The 22,958-nt window shown below is 60.1% G+C and carries 18 protein-coding genes and 3 tRNA genes; 20 read left to right on the top strand and 1 reads right to left on the bottom strand.

Annotated elements, in window-relative coordinates; translation table 11 throughout:
• Window positions 1-147: 147 nt before the first annotated feature.
• The 8 genes from RTX98_RS06635 to RTX98_RS06670 all read left to right on the top strand — a co-directional run bounded on the left by RTX98_RS06635 (window position 148) and on the right by RTX98_RS06670 (window position 11,673).
• Window positions 148-672 carry a hypothetical protein gene (locus tag RTX98_RS06635; RefSeq protein ID WP_312795454.1) on the top strand — a complete coding sequence of 175 codons (525 nt, stop codon included), beginning with the start codon at window positions 148-150 and terminating at the stop codon, window positions 670-672.
• A gap of 716 nt (window positions 673-1,388) precedes the next feature.
• Entirely contained in the window at window positions 1,389-1,949 is a 561-nt protein-coding gene (locus tag RTX98_RS06640) for a recombinase family protein (protein ID WP_312795455.1), read from the top strand.
• Window positions 1,950-2,431: 482 nt separating this feature from the next.
• A complete protein-coding gene (locus tag RTX98_RS06645) occupies window positions 2,432-2,947 on the top strand; it encodes a hypothetical protein (protein WP_312795457.1) in 516 nt (171 codons plus the stop codon).
• 690 nt (window positions 2,948-3,637) lie between these two features.
• Window positions 3,638-4,357, top strand: a complete 720-nt coding sequence (locus RTX98_RS06650) for a hypothetical protein (RefSeq protein ID WP_312795458.1) — start codon at window positions 3,638-3,640, stop codon at window positions 4,355-4,357.
• An 84-nt stretch (window positions 4,358-4,441) separates the two neighbouring features.
• Complete coding sequence (locus RTX98_RS06655; RefSeq protein ID WP_312795459.1) at window positions 4,442-4,948, top strand: ribonuclease H; 507 nt, start codon at window positions 4,442-4,444, stop codon at window positions 4,946-4,948.
• The gene (locus RTX98_RS06660) at window positions 4,949-8,746 is read left to right on the top strand and encodes a hypothetical protein (RefSeq protein WP_312795461.1); all 3,798 of its coding nucleotides are present in this window, start codon (window positions 4,949-4,951) and stop codon (window positions 8,744-8,746) included.
• A gap of 73 nt (window positions 8,747-8,819) precedes the next feature.
• Window positions 8,820-11,243, top strand: a complete 2,424-nt coding sequence (locus RTX98_RS06665; RefSeq protein WP_312795463.1) for a hypothetical protein — start codon at window positions 8,820-8,822, stop codon at window positions 11,241-11,243.
• 247 nt (window positions 11,244-11,490) lie between these two features.
• On the top strand, window positions 11,491-11,673 hold the full coding sequence (locus RTX98_RS06670; protein ID WP_312795464.1) for a hypothetical protein: 183 nt from the start codon (window positions 11,491-11,493) through the stop codon (window positions 11,671-11,673).
• A 9-nt stretch (window positions 11,674-11,682) separates the two neighbouring features.
• Here RTX98_RS06670 and rlmB read toward each other — a convergent pair whose 3' ends face one another.
• Window positions 11,683-12,495: a 23S rRNA (guanosine(2251)-2'-O)-methyltransferase RlmB gene (gene rlmB / locus RTX98_RS06675; protein ID WP_312795465.1), complete on the bottom strand. Its 813-nt coding sequence runs from the start codon at window positions 12,493-12,495 to the stop codon at window positions 11,683-11,685.
• 188 nt (window positions 12,496-12,683) lie between these two features.
• Between rlmB and RTX98_RS06680 the strand changes: the two genes are divergently transcribed.
• The 12 genes from RTX98_RS06680 (at window position 12,684) to rpoB (ending at window position 22,953) form a co-directional block, all read left to right on the top strand.
• Window positions 12,684-12,768 (top strand) — tRNA-Tyr (locus RTX98_RS06680).
• A 22-nt stretch (window positions 12,769-12,790) separates the two neighbouring features.
• Window positions 12,791-12,864, top strand: a tRNA-Gly gene (locus RTX98_RS06685).
• Between the two features lie 168 nt (window positions 12,865-13,032).
• Window positions 13,033-14,208 carry an elongation factor Tu gene (tuf, locus tag RTX98_RS06690; protein ID WP_312795466.1) on the top strand — a complete coding sequence of 392 codons (1,176 nt, stop codon included), beginning with the start codon at window positions 13,033-13,035 and terminating at the stop codon, window positions 14,206-14,208.
• A gap of 86 nt (window positions 14,209-14,294) precedes the next feature.
• The gene (locus RTX98_RS06695) at window positions 14,295-14,858 is read left to right on the top strand and encodes a putative glycolipid-binding domain-containing protein (protein ID WP_312795468.1); all 564 of its coding nucleotides are present in this window, start codon (window positions 14,295-14,297) and stop codon (window positions 14,856-14,858) included.
• A 72-nt stretch (window positions 14,859-14,930) separates the two neighbouring features.
• Window positions 14,931-15,006, top strand: a tRNA-Trp gene (locus RTX98_RS06700).
• A 252-nt stretch (window positions 15,007-15,258) separates the two neighbouring features.
• Complete coding sequence (gene secE, locus RTX98_RS06705; protein WP_312795498.1) at window positions 15,259-15,462, top strand: preprotein translocase subunit SecE; 204 nt, start codon at window positions 15,259-15,261, stop codon at window positions 15,460-15,462.
• A 25-nt stretch (window positions 15,463-15,487) separates the two neighbouring features.
• On the top strand, window positions 15,488-16,015 hold the full coding sequence (gene nusG / locus RTX98_RS06710; RefSeq protein WP_312795470.1) for a transcription termination/antitermination protein NusG: 528 nt from the start codon (window positions 15,488-15,490) through the stop codon (window positions 16,013-16,015).
• Between the two features lie 151 nt (window positions 16,016-16,166).
• Complete coding sequence (gene rplK, locus RTX98_RS06715) at window positions 16,167-16,595, top strand: 50S ribosomal protein L11 (protein WP_312795471.1); 429 nt, start codon at window positions 16,167-16,169, stop codon at window positions 16,593-16,595.
• Window positions 16,596-16,599: 4 nt separating this feature from the next.
• Window positions 16,600-17,304, top strand: a complete 705-nt coding sequence (rplA, locus tag RTX98_RS06720) for a 50S ribosomal protein L1 (protein ID WP_189501707.1) — start codon at window positions 16,600-16,602, stop codon at window positions 17,302-17,304.
• A gap of 360 nt (window positions 17,305-17,664) precedes the next feature.
• Entirely contained in the window at window positions 17,665-18,183 is a 519-nt protein-coding gene (rplJ, locus tag RTX98_RS06725; RefSeq protein WP_189501709.1) for a 50S ribosomal protein L10, read from the top strand.
• Between the two features lie 57 nt (window positions 18,184-18,240).
• The gene (rplL, locus tag RTX98_RS06730; protein ID WP_189501711.1) at window positions 18,241-18,618 is read left to right on the top strand and encodes a 50S ribosomal protein L7/L12; all 378 of its coding nucleotides are present in this window, start codon (window positions 18,241-18,243) and stop codon (window positions 18,616-18,618) included.
• A gap of 201 nt (window positions 18,619-18,819) precedes the next feature.
• Window positions 18,820-22,953, top strand: a complete 4,134-nt coding sequence (gene rpoB / locus RTX98_RS06735; RefSeq protein ID WP_312795477.1) for a DNA-directed RNA polymerase subunit beta — start codon at window positions 18,820-18,822, stop codon at window positions 22,951-22,953.
• Window positions 22,954-22,958: the final 5 nt, after the last annotated feature.

Here is a 22,958-nt window from a genome sequence, read left to right on the forward strand (position 1 = left end):
GGCCACTCTTCAGGCAAGGTAGGCGACGACTATGGGAGTGAGGAGGGGCGTTTGGTGGTGACGAGCGCGGCGCTTAAGAAAGCCCTTGATGGTTAGTAGCTGACGCCTGACAGTCCACACGCGGAAGTGTAGACAAGATTTCAACGTATGGGCGAGGAGATTGACGTGCAAATACCCGCGTACTTCCAACTGCTGGCCAACCTCGCCTTGCTTGTCCTCATCGGAGGCGTGGCGTGGGGCGGCTACCGATCAGGCCGGCGACAGGCTGACCTTCAGGTGGCAAAATCAGCACGGCTGGAGGCGCTGGTAGAAAGATACCAGATCAACCGCGAGGACGCTGATTTCCTCCACCTGCTGCTCCTCAACGAAGCGGGGATGTACACGGCTCAAGAGCAGGAAAAACGCGGCGGCATTCTACTTTATGCCACGCTGATCAGCGGCGTCCTTGCCCTTATCACCCTCACTTACGTGTACTGGACAAGAGTCGTCGACCTGCTTCGGTTGACTGGTTCGTTGATAGCCAGTCCAGCTTACGCAGCGAGCCAGGATGCGGCTGTACGTGGACAATTAAGCTGGGTAATGCCTTGGCTGCTCCTGATGGTCTTAGTCGTCATGGCTATCGCGTTTCTGGGTTCTATTGTGGTCCTTCTGACGGGGAAGGATACGCCATAAAACCAATCCAAGCTGAAAGCAGCTCAGGACATCGTTAAAACGTTCGGTGGGTTCTTCACAGGTATAGCGACCACCGCGCTAAGCGGATGAACCGCCGTCTAAATTCGGCAGAAAAATCTGAGGGCTCGAACTCGAAAGTTGCAGCCCCCTAGTAACCCCCGTGGGGGTGCCTTTCCTATGGAGGGTTCGATGCGGCGTTCTCGCTGGCGCATTCAGCTTCCGGTTGGTCACGCCTCCGGGCATCCGCCCCGAGGGTTGACTCCATCCGCCTCGTGCGAGGCATCTCTACGTCACATCATCGATCATATCTGCGGGACGGCGAGCCCAACGCTTCAACCCCGTTGAAGGGGAGTCTCGTTTGCCAAAATTAGCAGACCCCCAGTGTTGGCCCACTGGTGGATACGTTTCGATCTTAACCCAAGTCCCCGTTTAGAGACGCCTCAGGGCAGGGCCAACCGCCGAGCCTTGAGAGTTAGGGACACCAAAAAAGCTTGCAAAAGAAGCTCCTTCCCGTCCCCTCGGATGAGGACTAGTCCTAAGCTAAGTTGCCGCAAGGGCATCTTCAAGGTGCAACATCAAAGAAAGTGCCACAAGGGCAGGGCCTAATGACTCCCCTAAAGAGTGCCGGAAGATAGTGCCACAAGAGTGGGTATTGACATTTGGCACAACGGTGTCATCTTATCTAAGAACCTAGTGGCACAAACAGGACACCCAACATGCCCGCTTCCATCATCGGATACGCCCGAACATCCACCGTTGAGCAGACCGCCGGCCTTGACGCCCAGATACGCGACCTAGCAGCGGCCGGCTGCGAAAAGGTTTTCCAAGAGCAAGTGTCGTCGGTCGCCACCAAGCGGCAGGAGTTATCCCGGGCCCTAGACTACCTCCGGGAAGGCGACACGCTGGTGGTAACTAAGCTGGACCGCTTGGCGCGTTCTATGGGGAACCTCGTGGAAATCATGGACGCGCTACGCAGCAAGGGCGTGGCTCTACGCATCCTCGCTATAGGGCTCGACACGGGGACGCCCACGGGCAAGCTCATGGTGAACCTCATGGGGTCCATTGCCGAGTTTGAACGGGAGATGATGCTAGAGCGACAGCTAGAGGGCATTGCGAAGGCGAAGGCCGAAGGCAAGTACCAGGGCAGGGCACCAACGGCGCGGCGCAAGTCGGCAGACGTTCACAAGTTGAAGGCGGACGGGAAGAGTGCTGACACTATCGCGACAGAGCTTGGAATGAGCCGATCAAGTGTGTTTCGCATCCTCCGCGCCTCCTAACAAGGTGTGACAAAATGACCATATAGCCCATGCGTGGGACAATGCTTTTGAAACTCGATCTGATCCGCTTGTTAGTTCTATGTTTTATTATCCCGTTGAAGGGACGTTTCATGCGGACGCTTGTTTAGATTCGCGTCAATCATCAAAATAGTGGTTTGATGGTGGAAGAGGTCGGCGCATTGATGGGAACGGGTAGACAGCCCTTCACTCAGGAGCCTTTCAGTGTTCGTCGCTAACAATTTCATCCCGTCCACGCCTACCGATGACGACACCGCAGCCAGGAGCCTACGCTTCGCGGCCTGGAGGTTGAACGAGGTAGCCGACGCGCTGGAGGAGGGACAACCTCTCTCCGCACTTCCCCTATTGCAAGACATTCTCCTCGCGGAGGCTAAGATCGCGGAGGCGTTTCGGACGCTTGACCGAAACACGCGTGAAGCCGCTGTACAGCACGTATGGGGCCGGCCGATCCGAGGCTCTGTGTCTTGAGCATACGGCGGCCCAGGAAGGCACCCACAAGCACCTCGCGGAAGAAGACTACTAGATCAACGCACCGTAAGACGCTGGGGGCCGATGTACCGGCGCTCACTCCAATTGACGCCAGAGAGATCGGGCTACTTGTCGGCGGCATCCGGTGGTTAGCAACCGAGCTTCGGGACGTTTCAGAGCAGGCAAATCGCACCGACGAGAACGTGATAAGGGCCGTCGTCGCCCTTGAAGCCTTCGCAAAGCTACGCCACGCCACGGACATGACCCCAGGCCGCCCCATCGACGCCCAGAGCGGTCTTGAGCGGCTGGCGGTAGGGGCGCTTTCCAACACCATCAGTTTCGCAAGCGCGGCGGTAGGAGAGATTGCGGACGGCGCTTTGCTGACAGGGAACGGCGTCGATGCTTACGCGCGGATGGCCGCCGGCTCTTTGCAAAGCCTGTTCTCCCTAGTGCCGGAGCCGGTAGCCGTTGAGGCTATGAAAAGGCTGGCGAAGGGTGACCGCAGCGCATGAAAGCCAATTACAACTCGTCTCAGGAGCTACGTCCGTCAGTATCAACCTGTTTAACGGCTCCGTAGCAGCGACCCACACCCATCACCAACCATCAGGACCCTTTCGGCAGACCGTCGAGGGGTCCTTTTCTTTTCCGTAGTAGGAGATCAACACGATCATGAACAACGAGGCGACGGACCCATGCGGGGTTGAGCGCTTTCACGACACAACGGGAACGCCTCTTGTGCGCGTTCCACTAGGTAATCGCCCAGGCCGCTATGCCATAGCCGAGGCCGCGGACTATGACCGACTGAGGCGCGATGGCCTAACCGGGTCTTGGTATCTCAACCGTGATGGAAAGTCCGGGATCGAGTTCGTTCGGACAGGTCTTTACCAAGCATCGGGGCGACAGGTGAGCGTGGGTCGCGCCATCTTGCGGCTAGCGCGAAATGAGGTTGCTAAGTACCGAAATGGCGACCGAACAGACCTAAGACGCACCAACCTATATGAAGCATCAGGCTTTGCGCGACGGACGGATGCGTCTGAAGCTCACAGGATCGCAGCGTTCAATCGACACGAGTTTCCCGACCAGTGAGTGGACGCAGCTTTGCCGGTGAGTTCACACGTCTAGAGAAACTGGCGGCTGAAGGACGGCAACGCAAACCGCTTGGGCCCGACAGAGTACCTCTAGGTTCCATCAGGTGCGTTCCAGTGGTCTTTGCGGCTCGCTCTTCGGGGCGGGAAGGGGACAACGGCGGCTTTACCTTCCATGCGAAGGTTCTTGGACGTGCGCTTCAGGCTAAGCCCGACGAAGAGGCACTGTTAGACCCGATTACGGTCTATGAGATTGCTGGCGCTGACTACTGTGTGGACGGACACCACCGCCTTGCCGCCTATAGGGCCCACAGGCGCGGGTTTAAGGTCCCGGTGGTGCGTATCGGTGGGAGCCTCGCGGACGCGTTGGTGGAGTCTGGCAGGGCCAATTCCCGCCACTTCCTCCCTCTCAGTCATACACAGCGACAAGCACTCGCATGGAAGTTTGTCGTGATCGGGAAGGGCTCCAAGCGGGAACAGGCTGAGTGGAGTGGGATGGGTACTTCGTTCGTCGCCAGTCTGCGGAAGCTGAAGACCAGCCTAGAGGCCGGACATCCGGGCACCGATTGGGGAACTCTCGCGGAAGCCGTTCGGCTGGCAAAAGGGGACGAACATGTTTCCGAGTGGGAGTTAGACGACGGCGCGGGGGAGCTTGAAGAGTATCGCAAGCGGCTGACTAAAGCCTTTGGCCGGAAGCTCCACCACCGCCGCGACGTGATCGTGCAGGCGTTGGCTGAGATCATCGGAGCACAAGCCTTCGCCGAGATAGCCCGTGGCCTTGTGGATTTTGACGACTGGGGAGCGGAAGACGACGATGACACCCTGTCTGACTTCTAAGTGGTGCTGTTCACCCTCCAGGTGGTCATATCGTACAGGCTATCCAATCGGTAGCCAATCAATTCAACAACTTAGGAGGCTGTAATGGCACACCTAGACGAACTGAATGCAGACCGTGTGGTTGTGCATATCACCGGCCTTTGTCGTCCGCAGCCGGGACCGGGAGGCTGGTGCGCGATCATCCGAACTGAAGCGGACGGCGGAGAGAGGGTTGAGACCATCCTCGTCGGGCGAGAGCCGGAAACGTCCAACATTAGAATGCAGATGCAAGCCGCGATACACGTGGTCCGTACCCTCCGGCCAGAACATCAGGCGACCATTTACACCGACAACGAGATGCTCGTGAAAGGTGTCGTTGAGTGGCTGGCCGGTTGGAAAGCTAGAAACATGCGCAATGCTTCGGGCGCGGAAGTCAAGAACGCCGACCTTTGGCTGCAACTGGACGAGGCGGTCCAAGGCCATCCGCGTTTAAGCTGGCAATGGGTGCGGCGACACACCGACAAGCGCTTCGAGGAAGCCGAGCGTCGGGCACGACAAGAAGCCTCAAAGGCGAGCGAAGAGCGCTTTAGCCTCTTTTTCCAGGAGACATGATTGAGCAATACCCTCGCGGAAGCCATTAAGGCGGAAGCGCAGCGCATCGGTGCTAACCCTCATGACCTTGCGACGGTCATGTCATACGAGACGGGTGGCACTTTCGACCTATGGAAGAAGGGCCCGACGACCAAATGGGGCCAGCACATCGGCCTTATCCAGATGGGCAAGCCCCAGCGAGAGAAGTACGGCTACTATGAGGGCATGTCGGCAGAGAAAGCCGTTCGTGCTTCGGCTGACTACCTCGTGGACCACGGCTTCAAGCCGGGTATGGGCTTGCTGGACCTTTACTCAACGATCAACGCGGGCGGCCCCGGCCTCTATGACCGATCGGACGAAGCGGCGGGCGGCGCGGCCGGGAGTGTGCGGGACAAGGTGCAAAACCAAATGGAAGGGCACAAGGCCAAGGCTTTCGCGCTTCTAGGTGGTGAGTTCACGCCGGCACCCCACGTGCCTTACTCGGAAGCGGACGGACCCGCGAATGAACTGCACGTCTATGACGACCATCTAGCGCCCCACGCGCCGACCCTCATAGAAGTCACGGCCCAGAACGAGGCACAATCCGCCAAGGCATACGGGTCCTTTTCCGAGCAGCTTTACGACAGCGCCGCTCAGAACTGGTACACGGCAAAGATTGCGCGATGGGCTTCCGAAGGGGCGCTAGACCCGAACGACATGGGATGGACAGCGCCGGAGTGGGAGGACATCACCAAGACCCTCCCGGAACGCTACCACGACTATGTCTTGACCGGATCGTCGGCGGATAACCGACATCTCCGCTTGAAATACGCGCAAGAGATGGCCGAACGGGATGAAAGGGCGGCCGCTTCCGGGGTGATGTCGTCCCTTACGGCGGACCTACTGGCAGGCGTGGCAGACCCGATCATGCTGCCCTTTGCCTTCCTTTCCAAGGGCGGTACGGCGGCGATGAGCGTTGCGCGTACCTTCGCCGGTAAGATGCTGACGGGGGCTGCGATTGGCGGGTCCGCGAACGCAGGCCTTGAGCTTGCCGCTAAGTACGGGCTGGACGACCCTAATACCGACGCAGCTATGGCTTTCGGTGTGGGCGCTCTTCTAGGCGGGATAGCAGGCCCACTTGCTCGAAACCCGGCCACCCGTCACGAGGCCCAGAGGCTCACGGAAATAGGCGGGGAGGCGGTCCAGACGGGCAAGGTAGGGGCTTTGGCAACATCGGCCCAGTCAGCTCCTCAAGTCTTGCCCAGCGGCCTCCCAGTGGTCGAAAACAGACGTGGTTCTGCCGGTGCGATGTTCAACCGAGAGCGTCGGGATAGCTTCGTGCCGGAAGAGTGGGGGATTGACAACGCGGATGTGGATCGCGGCTTTGGAGGTAGGGCCCGTTTCGACGCGGCCGGACAACTGACGACTAGCGCCAATCCTAGGGCCCGACTTGCCGGCTTCGCGATCTATGACGAGCCGGCCGGGACGGTGGGGCACTCAGTAGTTGAGGCTAGCGCTTCCGTCCGAGCGTCGGCGCTGGAGCGTAAGTTGCTAGGCAATCTTCAGGCGGTCTATCAGCCAGCCATGAGGGAGTACGTCTCAGAAAGTGGCGCAACGCTCCTCAACCCTGTATCGCGAGCCCGAAAGGCCCAGGAGTTCCGGGTCGCTGTGGAGGAGTTCACGAGGGACCCATTTCCCCCAGCCGATGCGCACCCCGCCGTGATCAAGGCCGCAACTGCTCGTCAGAAACTGTATGCTGACTTTGCGGGTGAGTTGGAGCGCGTTGGCCTCGGCGGGGAACTGATTAAAGGGCGCATGTACTCGCCGAAGATCGCGGATCATCACCGCATCGCCGAACTGGACAGGCGTATCCACCACCAGGACATGGAAGCCTTTTTCGCGGAAGCGATCCGCCGCGCTCACGGTGAGATTGACGACAAGCTCGTGCGTAAAATGGCTAAGGGCTACTGGGGAAACATTCGCAGGGCAGGCTATGGCATCGAAGACAGCTTTGCCGGCGCGATCGGCCTAGGAGATCGAGATGCCTTTAAGCAGGCATTCAAGCGGGCGATGACAGACGGCACCGACTTGGCGGATGACGAGCTAGACAAGGCGTTCGATGTCTTGTCCAGCGTGGTGGATGCTTCCGCTGCGAAGAGGCCAGACGGTTCCAACGGCGTGTCACGGCTGAAGCGCCGAACTGTCATGGACTACCGCTTCGCCGCGCAAGTGCGGACGAGAGACGGCGGTTTGCTGGAGTTGCGGCCGGACGATCTCTTCATCAACGACAGCGAGTTCTTGGACCGTCGTTATGCCCGTTCGATGACCGGCCGCATAGCCTTTGCGGACACCCGGATCAGGGACCCGAAGTCCGGGGAACTGATCTTCGACGGGATTAGAAGCGAGGGCGATCTAGAGCGGCTGAAGAGCTGGGTTCGCGACGGCTACCGGGCGCTTCCGGGCGGCTATGATCGGCACCGCTCGGCGATGGAAACGGCAATCGAGAACATCGACTTCGGTTGGAAGCGGGTCAACGGCATCCCCGTCATGGGGCAGGAGAAGGCTTACGCCCAGTGGACGCGCCGGCTCAAGTCCATGCAGTTCGTCCGCCTCATGTCCAACATGGGGCTAAACCAAGTGCAGGAGAGTTGGAAGGTGGTCGCATCCACCGGCTTCCGTGCGGCGGCCTCACAGCTACCCGCAATCGGTCGCATGGTAGACGAGGCGGGCCGTTCGGTGCCCAGGCGGGACACACTCCTAGCCGAACTGGAGCACATGACAGGTGCAGGCTTGGACGGTCTAGTCGGCAACCTTGACCTCCGCTATGCGGACGACAGGATCGGGGCGGCAACCTCCTCAAAGCTCGCCAACGGCTTGGACGTGGCGCTCGATTGGGGCCAACGGGGAACCGCCGAAGTCTCTCTAATGCGGGCCGTCCAAGACTATCAGGTGCGATGGGCCGCCAAGGCCGTGTCGCAACAGCTCCTCGATATGGCGCGGCGCGTCCAAACTGAAGCGGGCGACTTCGACCTAGGCAAGCTGGCGAAGATGGACCGGGCGCGGTTGGCACAAGCCGGCATTGGGGAGGAGCAAGCGCAGCGCGTCTTTGGCAACATGCTTGCTCATGCGGAGGTGGACGGATCAAAGCTCGTTTCGCTGGGGTCGCAGAATTGGGACCCGGAGGCAGTCACCCAGTTCTCATATACGCTCAACCGCTTCGTGGACCGACTTGTGCAGCGGAACGATGTGGGCGGCCTTCACCGCTGGATGTCTCACCCGATTGCGTCGATGTTCGTGCAGTTCCGTTCGTTCGTCTTCGGAGCTTGGGCGAAGTCTTCGCTTTACGCGGTCAACCACATGGACCCGCGTATGGCCGTTCTACTAACCGGGGAACTTGCCTTCGGGGCTGCCACATACCTTGTCCGCACCGCTCCTGAAGCATGGGCGACGGATGATGGATGGGAAGCTTTCATGGATGAAAAGCTGGACCCTGCAAACGTCGCAAAGCAGGGTTGGGCTCGTTCCGCGTCGGCTTCAATTCTCCCGATGCTTATGGACAGCGCCCTCATGTTCACGCCGGCCGGTGCTCAATTTGGCACGGCGCGGGCGAGTGGTTCCCCCACGGACGCCTTCTTTGGCTCTCCCGCAGTGGATCAAATCGGAAGCGCTCGCCAGTTTTCGCGAGGGCTTGCAGACGCGACGATAAGCGGCCGTGAGATGACGCAGGGCGAGCTTAAAGCCGGATGGCGGGCTTTCGTCCCGTTAGGCAACTTCCTGCCGGTCGCGGCCCTGTACTCCCATCTCGTGCAAGACCGCCCGACAAGGGCACCACGGGACTAACCAGTCCCTTCCGGGCTCCGCACTCGCTGCGGGGCCTTTTCTTCTTTCCCTAAACCCAACATGGAGAACCCGATTGGCTAATGGCCTCTTCGGCACAAACAACACGACCCCACAAATTCGTCAGGTAGCGATCCAGCCCACGGGCGTTCCCGGAAGCACCTATGTCCGCCCTCAACAGCAAGAGAGTGGGAAGAACCTAGCAGCCCTAGCCGACGCCTTGGGGTCCCTTAACGGGGCCCTTTCGGCGTACGGTACGGTGGCCGAGCGGGAACGTCAGGACCCCAACAGCGAGGCCAATCGAGCCTTCGCGGACAGCATCGCCGGCATGTCGCTGGAAGATGCGATGAAGAAGTTCCCCGAAGCCAAAGGTCGCATCCAGAAGGACGGCGTTCTCTCGCTTGTCGGATCGAAGGCGGCCTATGAGTTCCGCCAGCACATCACCGACGAGTACAACAACGGCGGCTTCGATCAGAGCCAAGGCGACTTCAACTCATGGGTCGAGGAGAAGCGCAAGGAGTATGCTGGCGGTCTGGGCGATCCAGCCATGCAGGCAGCCTTCTACCGAGGGACGGACAACTTCCTCCAGCAGTTCGGTGAAGCCGATCTCAAGCGCAAAATAGAAACCGCCCAGGTTGAGCGCGACACGGCTGTCGTGGACGAGTTCCGCATGATCGTGGATGACGGCCTGACGGCGAACAAGACGCCCGAGGACATCGCCGCCGAAGTGATCAAGCAGTCGGGCCAGAACCGGACCTTCCGGGGGCTGGACGGGCGCTCACAAAACGACACGCTCCTGCGCCTCGCCGAAGAATACTCGCTCAAGGGTCGCCCGGAGCTGGTCAAGGCTCTCCTCCATGACAAGCGCGGCGGCGTTGGTCCTCTGATCGAAGTCTCCGGCATGACCGACAAGGGCCTGAAGCTCATCGAGCAGGCCGAGGGCATCCGCCAGCGAGACGCCAACTCAACCTCTTTCGACCTCCGCACCAAGCTCGACGACGATGTCGCGAATGGGCGCGTAACCAAGGAGCAGATCGAGGGCCTAAAGGGCAAGCCGGGGAACGAATGGCTGACTGACGCTATGGCTTCCGACTACTTGGAGCGATCCAGCGTTCGAAAGCAGACCTTGTTGGCCGCTGAAGCCAAGGAGGAGAACAAGCGCCGTCTCCAGTATCAATCCGTGGGGCAGCGCACCCAGGTCAACGCAAGCGCCTTCGCGAACCTCAATCGACTAGGAGGAAGCTACCGCTTGCAGGATGTCGAGATCGTAGGCCCCAACGGTGACCCGGTGACCGTCACCGCCAAGGAGCAGGAGAAGGAAGGCGTTAAGCGGTTCCTCTCCGGCCTGAAGGAGGAAGAAGAAGGCCTCCTCGCCAAAGGCGCTCACCCGCAGCAAACTCGTGAGCAGATCCTGAAGAAGCGCATCGCGTGGTTTGACGGGAACGGCGTGGTTGACGAGGAGCTTCAGGGCAAGTTCAACGGCGCTGTCACAATGTCGAGCATCGACAGAGTGCTTCAGGGTGGAGAACAAGCTGAGTTTCTTGCCGGGATCGCGGAAGAGTATCGGCAGCTTGATGACCTTAACCCAGCCTATGCGGAGCGTCTGGTTGCAAGCGATAAGTCACGGGAGTTCCTTGAGCAGTATGCGGCGGGGCGTAACGACCTCATGGGGCCGAACGATGCGCTCATTCACGCGGCCCAGATGGCGAACCGGACGGTCACCCAGCGGGCCCAGGCGAAGCTCGCCTATGAGGACATGCGGGACGCCGTGGACGATGTGTTCTCCGAGTTGGACGTAGACGAAGGACCGAACGGCGACAACCGGGCGTGGGTGCAGGATCAGCTTGCGGCCAATCTCAATCGCCAAATGGACTTGAATACGGCCAAGGCGCGGGTGATCCAGAAGGCCCAAGAGCGCACATTTGAAGTCGGCGGCGTCCTGATGATGGAACAGCCGGGTATGTCGAAGGACGCGCCGGAGCTTTTCGAGCGAGCTTTGGAGGACGCCTTCAAGGAATACGGCAAAACCGAGGGCATCCCCGACGTTTCCGACCTCTACCTTGATCAGGTCGCTAACGGACAGTGGATCGTGATGAGCAGGACCAAGGGTAACGCCCCTTTGAACTGGGGGCTCAAGATCGACTTCGACACGCTCACCCGGAAGCGGCAGGAAAGGGATGCGGAGAAGCAGGCACTCTCTGAAGCCGCGAGGGCGGCCGACGCCGACGAGCGAAAGGTTGCAAGAGACGCCTTGTGGTCGAGCCTTGAGAGTGACCGCCAGACGGTCGAGCGGTGGGAGAAGAGGGCAGGCCGGAAAACGGGGGTCAACATCGCGGCCGGTATCGCACGGCGGCTTCGTGAGAACTATGAGAACGATCTTCGCGAGTTCAACACGCCGCCGAAGCTGCCCTCTGTTCTGGCGAAAGAGCGGAACGACCAGCTGAAGGAGGAGGCAGCGAAGAACGCGGACGAGCTAGGCTTCAAGTCCAGCCTCCGCTAACCCGGATTGCTCCGCTTGTCTTAACCGGCAGGCGGAGCTTTCCCGTTGACCTAGCGGCCACCATTCGCTACCCATCTAGGTACACCCGTGAGGCGTCTTGGTACACCAGACGGGTGAAGTCATCAGACGAGGTGCTTCCCTAAGGGACTGTAATCGTTGTGTGATTTTCGGTGTATCAAACCGGATGTGGTTTGATCTTTGTCCCTGCCGGGGGCACCATCCCAATCAGCCCAGATCGGTCACGCTTATGATCAGGCTTGTTTTCTTCGCCCTTTTCGTTGCCGCACTTTGGATCGGCATCTTCCAGATCGTGCGCATGGTCCGCGCGCGCCGGATCGACTGGCGCGGCGTCGGCCTTTCGGTCTGCTTCATCGGTTTGGCGATCTTCCTGCACCAGCAGACCGGCATTGGCGGCTTGTTCGACAACTAGGTCGACGCCTCAGCCTTTCAGAAGATGCGCACGCGCCGCATAGAGCGCGATGGCTGCGGCATTCGACACGTTCAGCGAACGGATCGCGCCCGGCAGATCGAGGCGGGCGAGCGCGTCGACCGTTTCGCGCGTTTTCTGACGCAGACCTTTGCCTTCCGCACCCAGCACCAGCGCGACGCGATCGCCGCTGAAGCTTGCTTCCAGCTCGGCAGGCCCTTCCGAATCAAGACCGATTGTCTGGAAGCCGGAAGAGGAGAGGGTGCCTAGCGCATCCGCTAGATTGCGAACCTCGATATGGTCGATGTGCTCCAGCGCGCCAGACGCAGCCTTGGCCAGCACGCCGCTTTCCTGCGGGCTGTGGCGCGAGGTGGTGATCAGGGCGGCCGCGCCGAACGCGACGGCTGAGCGAAGGATGGCGCCGACATTATGCGGATCGGTTACCTGGTCGAGAACCAGAACGAGCTTGGCGTCGCCCATCGCATCGAGCCGCTTGGTGGCCAGCGGTTCGGTTTCCAGCAGCACGCCCTGGTGAACGGCGTCCGGGCCGACCTGCGCATCGATGACGCGAGGCTCGACGATCTCGACCGGAACGGTACTGTCTTCGCGCAGCTCCAGCCGCTGAAGCGCGTTACGCGTGGCAAGCAGCCGGTGCTTGATGCGCCGGGGATTGTCGAGGGCGGCGCGAACCGTGTGCAGGCCATAAAGCCGCACATGCGTGTCCTCTTCTGCCGGCTGCGCGGCTTGCGTCTGCGAGCGATGCTCGCGCCGCAACCGGGCGTAATGCGAATCCTTGGGCGTATGGGAAGGGGGCTTGGCACTCATGACGGTGCTATATACGAAGCTGTGGCACGGCTGCAAACCGAGCTTCCGCACCGCAATCCCCAAGCCGGCGCAAAAAGCGTCTGCATTGCGGTTGACACGGAAGAGCGGTCTTTGCATAAGGCGCTCGCGATTTGGGGCTGCAAGCCTCGAAGAGCGGACTGCCTCGTTGCAAGGTTCCGTCACAGGATGGAGGAGTGCCCGAGTGGTTAAAGGGGACGGACTGTAAATCCGTTAGCTCAGCTTACGTTGGTTCGAATCCAACCTCCTCCACCACCTGTCGCCGGAACTTGGAAATGCGGGTATAGCTCAATGGTAGAGCAGCAGCCTTCCAAGCTGAATACGCGGGTTCGATTCCCGCTACCCGCTCCAGATCGCCACTAGCATAAAGTTCAACCGCATCTTACATGCGGCAGTGTCTCCGAGGCGGGCAGCCGAATGCTGCCTCCTCGCGAAGAGACTTGTTTTTTCTCGACGATGTCGTTAAGCGCCGCGCAATCCTGAGATCAGGAAAGCCCTGTCGCCAAGGAAAGAGAGACGATGGCCAAAGGTAAATTCGAGCGTAACAAGCCGCATGTGAACATTGGCACGATTGGTCACGTTGACCACGGCAAGACGTCGCTGACGGCCGCGATCACGAAATACTTCGGTGAGTTCAAGGCGTATGACCAGATCGACGCTGCTCCTGAAGAAAAGGCACGCGGCATCACGATCTCGACGGCCCACGTCGAATACGAGACGCCGAACCGCCACTACGCCCACGTCGACTGCCCAGGCCACGCTGACTATGTGAAGAACATGATCACCGGTGCTGCGCAGATGGACGGCGCGATCCTGGTTGTGTCGGCTGCCGACGGCCCGATGCCGCAGACCCGCGAGCACATCCTGCTGGCCCGTCAGGTTGGCGTTCCTTCGATCGTGGTGTTCCTGAACAAGGTCGACCAGGTTGACGACGCCGAGCTGCTCGAGCTGGTTGAGCTGGAAGTGCGCGAGCTTCTGTCGAAGAACGAATTCCCGGGCGACGACATTCCGATCGTCAAGGGTTCGGCTCTGGCTGCTCTGGAAGACTCGGACAAGACGATCGGCGAAGACGCCATCCGCGAGCTGATGAAGGAAGTCGACGCTTACATTCCGACGCCTGAGCGTCCGATCGACCAGCCGTTCCTGATGCCTATCGAAGACGTGTTCTCGATCTCGGGCCGCGGTACGGTTGTGACCGGTCGCGTCGAGCGCGGCATCGTCAAGGTTGGCGAGACGGTTGAGATCGTCGGCATCCGCAACACCTCGTCCACGACGGTGACGGGCGTTGAAATGTTCCGCAAGCTGCTCGATCAGGGCCAGGCTGGCGACAACATCGGCGCGCTGGTTCGCGGCGTTGATCGTGAAGGCGTTGAGCGCGGCCAGGTTCTGGCCAAGCCGGGTTCGGTGAAGCCGCACAAGAAGTTCAAGGCTGAAGCCTACATCCTGACCAAGGAAGAGGGTGGCCGTCACACGCCGTTCTTCACGAACTACCGTCCGCAGTTCTACTTCCGCACCACGGACGTGACGGGCATCGTGTCCCTGGCTGAAGGCACCGAGATGGTGATGCCGGGCGACAACGTGACGGTCGACGTTGAGCTGATCGTACCGGTCGCCATGGAAGAAAAGCTGCGCTTCGCAATCCGCGAAGGCGGCCGCACCGTCGGCGCTGGCGTCGTCGTCGCTATCACCGAGTAAGCTCGGTCGAAACGAATGATTGAAAAAGGCGGCCTTCGGGTCGCCTTTTTTGTTTGGCGGTATCTCTGTTCCCGGGAGGTGCAAGCATGCAGCTGTTTGCAGGCAACAAGACCTTGCGCTGGCAAAGCTGGGATGGAGCCGGCCTGGAGCATTGCGTGATCCGCTCCGAGGGGCTCGATTTCCTGGCGGAGGGCGTCATCGTCGCGCCGACAGCCGCCAAGCCTTTTGCCTGCCGTTACGCGCTCCGCTTCGACAGCGCGTGGCATACGCAATCTCTCAGCGTCGCGGTGATCGGTGAGGAACGGTCACTGTTGCTGGTCATGGATGCAAAGGGAAGGTGGCTCAGCAACTCCGTGCCTGTACTGGAGCTCGATTATGCCCTGGCGCCTGATCTCTCCGCATCGGCCCTGACCAACACGCTTGCCATACGCCGCTTGAACTTGGCGGAGGGTAAGAGCGCCAATATAGAAACGGCCTATGTGGATCTGCCTGACATGGCCGTTTCCGCAGACCCGCAGCGTTACACCTGCCTCAAGAAGGGGAGCCTCTACCTCTACCAGTCGCGCGACAGCGACTTTCAAAGCGAGATCGAGGTCGATGCCGATGGCTTCGTGGTGACCTATCCTGGTCTTTTTCGTCGTTTGATCTGAGCGGAAAGCGACTTCGCTCTTTACAGACGGGCGCGACATCCGTAGGAAGCGGGCCGGCGCTTCGACGCCCTTAGGGGTATAGCTCAGTTGGTAGAGCGGCGGTCTCCAAAACCGCAGGTCGCAGGTTCGAGCCCTGCTGCCCCTGCCACGCTTTTCCCCTTGTTTCCCTTAAACCAGCCCTTGCGCCGATCTAGAATCGGTTTTATATCAACCGTTGCGCGGCGCGTGGGACTCGAGAAACCGAGTTCAACGCGCCCGAACTGCATGGGCGAATGCCTGCATGTGATTCGGGCCGTGCATTGCCGAATACGGGGCGTGTTCGGCGTCGGAATTCTTCAAGCATGCGACAACAGGCATGCAGCAAACTGGTTCCCACGGGAACGCGAAAATTGAGCGGCAGATGGCGTCCAGAACTTCAAATCCATTCACGTTCCTGCAGCAGGTGCGGCAGGAGACAGCGAAGGTCACTTGGCCTTCCCGGCGCGAGACGATGATCTCGACGCTCATGGTTTTGGTTTTCGCCTTTATCGCCTGCCTGTTCTTTTTCGTAGCCGACTTCGCGATGGGTTACACCATCGAGCTGATCCTCGGCCTCGGACGCTAACGGCCACAAACGGAGAGCATCTCAGATGACCGCACGGTGGTATATCGTCCATGCCTATTCGAACTTCGAAAAGAAGGTCGCTGAGGACATTGAGCTGAAGGCCAAGCAGAAGGGCCTGTCGGAGCATATCGAGCAGATTGTCGTGCCGACCGAAAAGGTCACCGAGGTCCGTCGCGGTCGCAAGGTCGATGCAGAGCGCAAGTTCTTCCCGGGCTATGTCCTGGTGCGCGCCAACCTGTCGGATGCTGTGTTCTCGCTGATCAAGAACACGCCCAAGGTGACGGGCTTTCTTGGCGACTCTAAGCCTGTGCCGATCACGGACAAAGAAGCCGATCGCATCATGCACCAGGTGCAGGAAGGTGTTGAGCGTCCGAAGCCTTCGGTAACGTTCGAGTTCGGCGAAGAAGTCAGCGTTTCCGACGGTCCGTTCGCCTCCTTCAAGGGCTTCGTCCAGGAAGTGGACGAAGAGCGTTCGCGCCTCAAGGTCGAAGTGTCCATCTTCGGACGCGCCGTGCCGGTGGATCTCGAATTCGGTCAGGTCGAGAAAGTCTGATCGTTTCGCGCGGACCCAGAGGTCCGTGTGTAAGCAGGAGGGTTCTCCTGCAAAGGCCGGTGGGAGGAACGAGCGGCTTTAGCCGGTCGCATCAACCACACCACCGCACTGCAACCGCCGGCATCAGTCCGGCATAAAGAAGGCAGAGTATATGGCTAAGAAGATTGCAGGCCAGCTCAAGCTCCAGGTCAAGGCAGCGTCGGCAACCCCGTCGCCTCCGATCGGCCCGGCTCTTGGTCAGCGCGGCATCAACATCATGGAGTTCTGCAAGGCGTTCAACGCGCAGACCCAGGAGATGGAGAAGGGTTCGCCCGTCCCCGTCGTGATCACCTATTATCAGGACAAGTCGTTCACCTTCGTCATGAAGACGCCGCCGGTGTCTTACTTCCTGAAGAAGGCCGCCAAGATCGAAGCCGGCTCCAAGCTGCCGGGCAAGACCGGTGCTGGCCGTATCACGCAGGCTCAGGTTCGTGAGATCGCGGAAGCGAAGCTCAAGGATCTGAACGCAAACGACGTCGATGCAGCGATGCGCATGGTTGAGGGCTCGGCCCGCTCCATGGGCCTGGAAGTGGTGGGCTGAGATCATGGCTAAGAAGGCTGGAAAGCGCATCACGCTCGCTCGTAAGGGCATTGATGTCGACAAGAACTACGATCTCGCCGAGGCTGTGAAGCTGCTCAAGGAGCGCGCCACCGCCAAGTTCGATGAGACCATCGAAGTCGCCATGAACCTCGGCGTTGATCCTCGCCATGCTGACCAGATGGTCCGCGGCGTGGTGAACCTGCCGAACGGCACGGGTCGTACGGTTCGCGTTGCCGTGTTTGCACGTGGTGACAAGGCTGATGAAGCCCGCGCCGCCGGTGCCGACATCGTTGGTGCGGAAGATCTGGTTGAAACCGTCCAGAAGGGCGAGATCGACTTCGATCGCTGCATTGCTACCCCGGACATGATGCCGCTGGTCGGTCGCCTCGGTAAGGTTCTCGGCCCGCGCGGCATGATGCCGAACCCGAAGGTCGGCACCGTGACCGTCGACGTCGCTGGCGCCGTCAAGGCGTCCAAGGGCGGCGCTGTCGAGTTCCGCGTTGAAAAGGCCGGCATCATTCATGCTGGTGTTGGCAAGGCGTCCTTCGAGTCGACCGCTCTGGTGGAAAACATCCGCGCTTTCGCTGACGCGGTTGTTCGCGCCAAGCCGGCCGGCGCCAAGGGTGTTTACGTTCAGAAGATCGCGCTGACCTCGACCATGGGCCCAGGCCTGAAGGTCGACTTTTCGACCCTGAACCCGGCTTCCTAAGGGAAGCAACGGCTGGCCCGGAAGGCTGGCCTACCAATTCCGGGCGCTTCGGCGTCCGGATATGCGGACCAGAAATGATCCGCAATCCTGTCCGAGACTGCAGGCGGTTCCAGAACGAGCTGGACCTTAATCGCAAAGCCTGCATGAGACGGGTGAGGGCTGATTTCTCGATGCTTCGGCATCGTGCTGTCGGTTCGAACCGTGAGTGCCTTTTGTCTGCGTGCTGTTCGGCAACGAGCAGCATGGCGAAAGGGGACAGGATCCTCGAACGCCGACCGGATGGTCTTTCAGATCGCCCGCCGGCAAAAGGCAACCGGCAGACTGCTTCGCAAGAAGTGGACTGCCAACTGGAGATAGGCAGTGGATAGAGCGGAAAAACGCGAATTCGTCACGGGCCTGAACGACGTGTTCAAAAGCACGGGTTCTGTGGTCGTGGCCCACTATGCCGGTCTGACTGTGGCGCAAATGAATGATCTTCGTACGAAGATGCGCGCTGCAGGCGGTACCGTCAAAGTCGCGAAGAACCGCCTCGCCGTTATCGCTCTTCAGGGTACGGACTCCGAGGAGATGAACGCGCTGTTCAAGGGACAGACGCTCATCGCTTACTCGGACGATCCGGTTGCGGCTCCCAAGGTTGCATCCGATTTCGCCAAGACGAATGACAAGCTCGTCATTCTCGGCGGCGCAATGGGTGCCACGGCGTTGAACGCCGAGGGTGTCAAGTCTCTGGCAACCATGCCGTCGCTCGATGAACTTCGTGCGAAGATCGTTGGCATGATCCAGACCCCCGCGACCCGTATCGCCGCAGTCGTCAACGCACCGGCGGGCAATCTCGCCCGCGTGTTTGGCGCCTATGCCCGGAAGGACGAGGCGGCCTGAGGCCGTTCCTCGCAATCAACAGAACACGTTTCGAACCAACCATAAGGAACTAGTAACATGGCTGATCTCGCAAAGATCGTTGACGACCTGTCGGCCCTGACCGTCCTCGAGGCGGCTGAGCTGTCGAAGCTGCTGGAAGAGAAGTGGGGCGTTTCCGCTGCTGCTCCGGTCGCTGTTGCTGCTGCTGGCGGCGCTGCTGCTCCGGCCGAAGCTGCTGAAGAGAAGACCGAGTTCGACGTCGTCCTCACGGATGCCGGCGCACAGAAGATCAACGTCATTAAGGAAGTGCGTGCGATCACCGGTCTCGGCCTGAAGGAAGCCAAGGACCTGGTCGAAGGCGCGCCGAAGGTTGTCAAGGAAGCCGTTTCCAAGGCTGACGCTGACAAGCTCAAGGCTCAGCTGGAAGGCGCAGGCGCCAAGGTTGAACTGAAGTAAGCGTTTCGTCGCCTGTTTCCGGCGGGTGGTTCAACCATCCGCCGGTTGCGACGAAGGAAAGATGGGAAACCTTTTTCCTGAGGGCCGCAGCGGGGCTTTTAGGAAATGGGTTTCTGCCCGTTTCAGAGATAGGCCGGAGCGATCCGGCACCCCGGCAGCAATGCCGGGCGAGGTAAGCCAGTAAGGCAGCAAGGAGCGACGATGGCCCAGACGCAGACTTTTAATGGTCGCAGGCGCGTGCGCAAATTCTTCGGAGATATTCCGGAAGTTGCGGAGATGCCGAACCTCATCGAGGTTCAAAAGGCATCCTATGATCAGTTCCTGATGGTCGATGAGCCGGAAGGCGGACGTCAGAACGAAGGGCTCCAGGCTGTCTTCAAGTCGGTGTTCCCGATTTCCGATTTCTCCGGCGCTTCCATGCTGGAATTCGTGAAGTACGAATTCGAAGATCCGAAGTTCGACGTCGACGAATGCCGTCAGCGCGATTTGACCTTTGCCGCTCCGCTCAAGGTCACGCTGCGCCTGATCGTGTTTGATATTGACGAGGATACCGGCTCGAAGTCCGTCAAGGACATCAAGGAGCAGGACGTTTACATGGGCGACATGCCGCTCATGACGTCTAACGGCACCTTCATCATCAACGGCACCGAGCGCGTCATCGTTTCGCAGATGCACCGTTCGCCGGGCGTCTTCTTCGACCACGACAAGGGCAAGTCGCATTCATCGGGCAAGCTTCTGTTTGCTGCGCGCGTCATTCCTTATCGCGGCTCCTGGCTCGACATCGAGTTCGACTCCAAGGACGTCGTGCATGCCCGCATCGATCGTCGCCGCAAGATCCCGGCGACCTCGCTGTTGATGGCTCTTGGTATGGACGGCGAGGAAATCCTCTCGACCTTCTATAACAAGATCACCTTCAAGCGTGCCGGGGATCATTGGCGCATTCCGTTCTCGGCCGAGCGTTTCCGCGGCATGAAGGCCGTGACCGACATGGTCGATGCCGACACGGGTGAAATCGTCGTAGAAGCCGGCAAGAAGATCACTGCGCGTCAGGCCCGTCAGCTGTCCGAAAAGGGCCTGAAGGCGCTTAAGGCGACGGAAGACGATCTGATCGGCAACTACCTCGCCGAAGACATCGTCAACTACGCCACGGGCGAGATCTTCCTCGAGGCCGGCGACGAGATCGACGAGAAGACGCTCAAGGTTCTGCTGGAAAACGGCGGCAACGAGGTCGAGGTTCTCGACATCGACCACGTCAATGTGGGCGCCTACATCCGCAACACGCTGAACGTTGACAAGAACGAGAGCCGTCAAGACGCGCTGTTCGACATCTACCGCGTCATGCGCCCGGGTGAACCGCCAACGCTGGAAACGGCAGAAGCGATGTTCAACTCGCTGTTCTTCGATGCCGAGCGCTACGACCTTTCGGCCGTTGGGCGCGTCAAGATGAACATGCGGCTTGAGCTTGATGCCGAAGACACCGTGCGCGTTCTGCGCCGCGAGGACATTCTAGCTGTCGTCAAGACGCTGGTTGAACTGCGCGACGGCAAGGGCGAGATCGACGACATCGACAATCTCGGCAACCGCCGTGTGCGTTCGGTCGGCGAGCTCATGGAGAACCAGTACCGCGTTGGTCTGCTGCGCATGGAGCGTGCGATCAAGGAGCGCATGTCGTCGATCGAGATCGACACTGTCATGCCGCAGGACCTGATCAACGCCAAGCCCGCCGCCGCCGCCGTGCGAGAGTTCTTCGGTTCCTCGCAGCTGTCGCAGTTCATGGATCAGACCAATCCGCTGTCGGAGATCACGCATAAGCGTCGTCTTTCCGCACTCGGACCTGGCGGTTTGACTCGCGAACGCGCCGGCTTCGAAGTCCGCGACGTGCATCCGACGCATTACGGTCGTATCTGCCCGATCGAAACACCGGAAGGTCCGAACATCGGTCTGATCAACTCGCTGGCCACCTTCGCCCGCGTCAACAAGTACGGCTTCATCGAAAGCCCGTATCGTCGCATCAAGGACGGTCGGGTTTCGGACGACGTCGTGTATCTTTCGGCGATGGAGGAAGCGAAGCACTACGTTGCGCAGGCAAATGCCGAGCTCGACGACAATGGTTCGTTCGTGGACGAGTTCGTGATCTGCCGTAACGCCGGTGAAGTCTTGATGACGCCGCGCGAAAACGTCGATCTCATGGACGTGTCGCCCAAGCAGATGGTGTCGGTCGCTGCCGCGCTGATCCCGTTCTTGGAAAACGACGACGCCAACCGCGCTCTGATGGGCTCCAACATGCAGCGTCAGGCTGTGCCGTTGGTTCGCGCCGAAGCGCCGTTCGTCGGCACCGGCATGGAGCCGATCGTTGCCCGTGACTCGGGCGCTGCGATCGGTGCACGCCGCACCGGCATCGTCGACCAGGTGGACGCGACGCGTATCGTTATTCGCGCAACGGAAGATCTCGAAGCCGGCAAGTCGGGCGTCGATATCTATCGTCTGATGAAGTTCCAGCGCTCCAACCAGTCGAGCTGCATCAACCAGCGTCCGCTGGTTCGCGTCGGCGACCGCATCCAGAAGGGCGATATCATCGCGGACGGTCCGTCGACCGACCTCGGCGATCTGGCGCTCGGCCGCAACGTGCTCGTCGCGTTCATGCCTTGGAACGGCTACAACTACGAGGACTCGATCCTTCTGTCCGAGCGCATCGTTGCCGATGACGTCTTCACCTCGATCCATATCGAGGAGTTCGAGGTCATGGCTCGCGATACGAAGCTTGGACCTGAGGAAATCACGCGCGACATTCCGAACGTGTCGGAAGAAGCGCTGAAGAACCTCGACGAAGCGGGTATCGTTTACATCGGCGCCGAAGTGGCACCGGGTGACATTCTCGTTGGCAAGATCACTCCGAAGGGCGAAAGCCCGATGACGCCGGAAGAAAAGCTTCTGCGCGCCATCTTCGGCGAAAAGGCTTCCGACGTGCGTGACACCTCCATGCGCATGCCGCCCGGGACCTTCGGCACGATCGTTGAAGTGCGCGTCTTCAATCGCCACGGCGTTGAGAAGGACGAGCGCGCCATGGCCATCGAGCGCGAGGAAATCGAGCGTCTCGCCAAGGACCGTGACGACGAGCAGGCGATCCTCGACCGCAACGTGTACGCCCGTTTGGCGGACATGCTGACGGACAAGGAAGCCGTTGCTGGTCCGAAGGGCTTCAAGAAGGGCACCACGCTTTCCCGCGAGATGCTGACCGACTATCCGCGTTCGCAGTGGTGGCAGTTTGCCGTCGACGACGAGCGGGCTCAGAGCGAACTCGAAGCACTTCGGGGTCAGTACGACGACTCCAAGAAGGCGCTTGAGCAGCGCTTCATGAACAAGGTCGAGAAGGTCCAGCGCGGCGACGAGATGCCTCCGGGCGTCATGAAGATGGTCAAGGTCTTCGTTGCCGTGAAGCGCAAGATGCAGCCGGGCGACAAGATGGCCGGCCGTCACGGCAACAAGGGCGTGGTCTCGCGGATCGTGCCGGTGGAAGACATGCCGTTCCTGGAAAACGGAACGCATGCCGACATCGTGCTCAACCCGTTGGGCGTGCCATCCCGCATGAACGTCGGCCAGATCCTGGAAACGCATCTGGGCTGGGCCTGCGCTGGCATGGGCCGTCAGATCGGTGAGTTGATCGAGGCGTACAAGACGGGTGGCGATATCCAGCCGCTGCGCGCCACGCTCGAGGAACTGCTGCCGGACAACGACCGCAACGAGCCGGTTCGCGACTATGACGACGAGAGCGTTCTGCTTCTCGCCGATCAGATGAAGCGCGGCGTTTCGATTGCCACGCCGGTGTTCGACGGTGCCAACGAAGCCAACATCAATGCGATGCTGGAACAGGCCGGTCTGCACTCGTCGGGTCAGTCGCAGCTCTATGATGGCCGGACGGGTGAACCGTTCGATCGCAAAGTGACGATGGGCTACATATATATGCTTAAGCTCAATCACTTGGTGGACGACAAGATCCACGCGCGTTCGATCGGGCCTTACTCACTGGTGACCCAGCAGCCGCTGGGTGGCAAGGCGCAGTTCGGTGGCCAGCGCTTCGGCGAGATGGAGGTCTGGGCTTTGGAAGCATACGGTGCAGCTTACACGCTGCAGGAAATGCTGACGGTGAAGTCGGACGACGTTGCGGGCCGTACCAAGGTCTACGAGTCGATCGTGCGCGGCGACGATACGTTCGAAGCCGGTATTCCGGAGAGCTTCAACGTTCTCGTCAAGGAAATGCGGTCGCTGGGCCTCAACGTCCAGCTCGAGAACTCGAAGGGCGAAGAGCCTGTTCGGCTTCCGGACGCTGCCGAGTAAAACGG

Source organism: Tianweitania sp. (assembly GCF_032053605.1).
Taxonomy (GTDB): Bacteria; Pseudomonadota; Alphaproteobacteria; order Rhizobiales; family Rhizobiaceae; genus Tianweitania.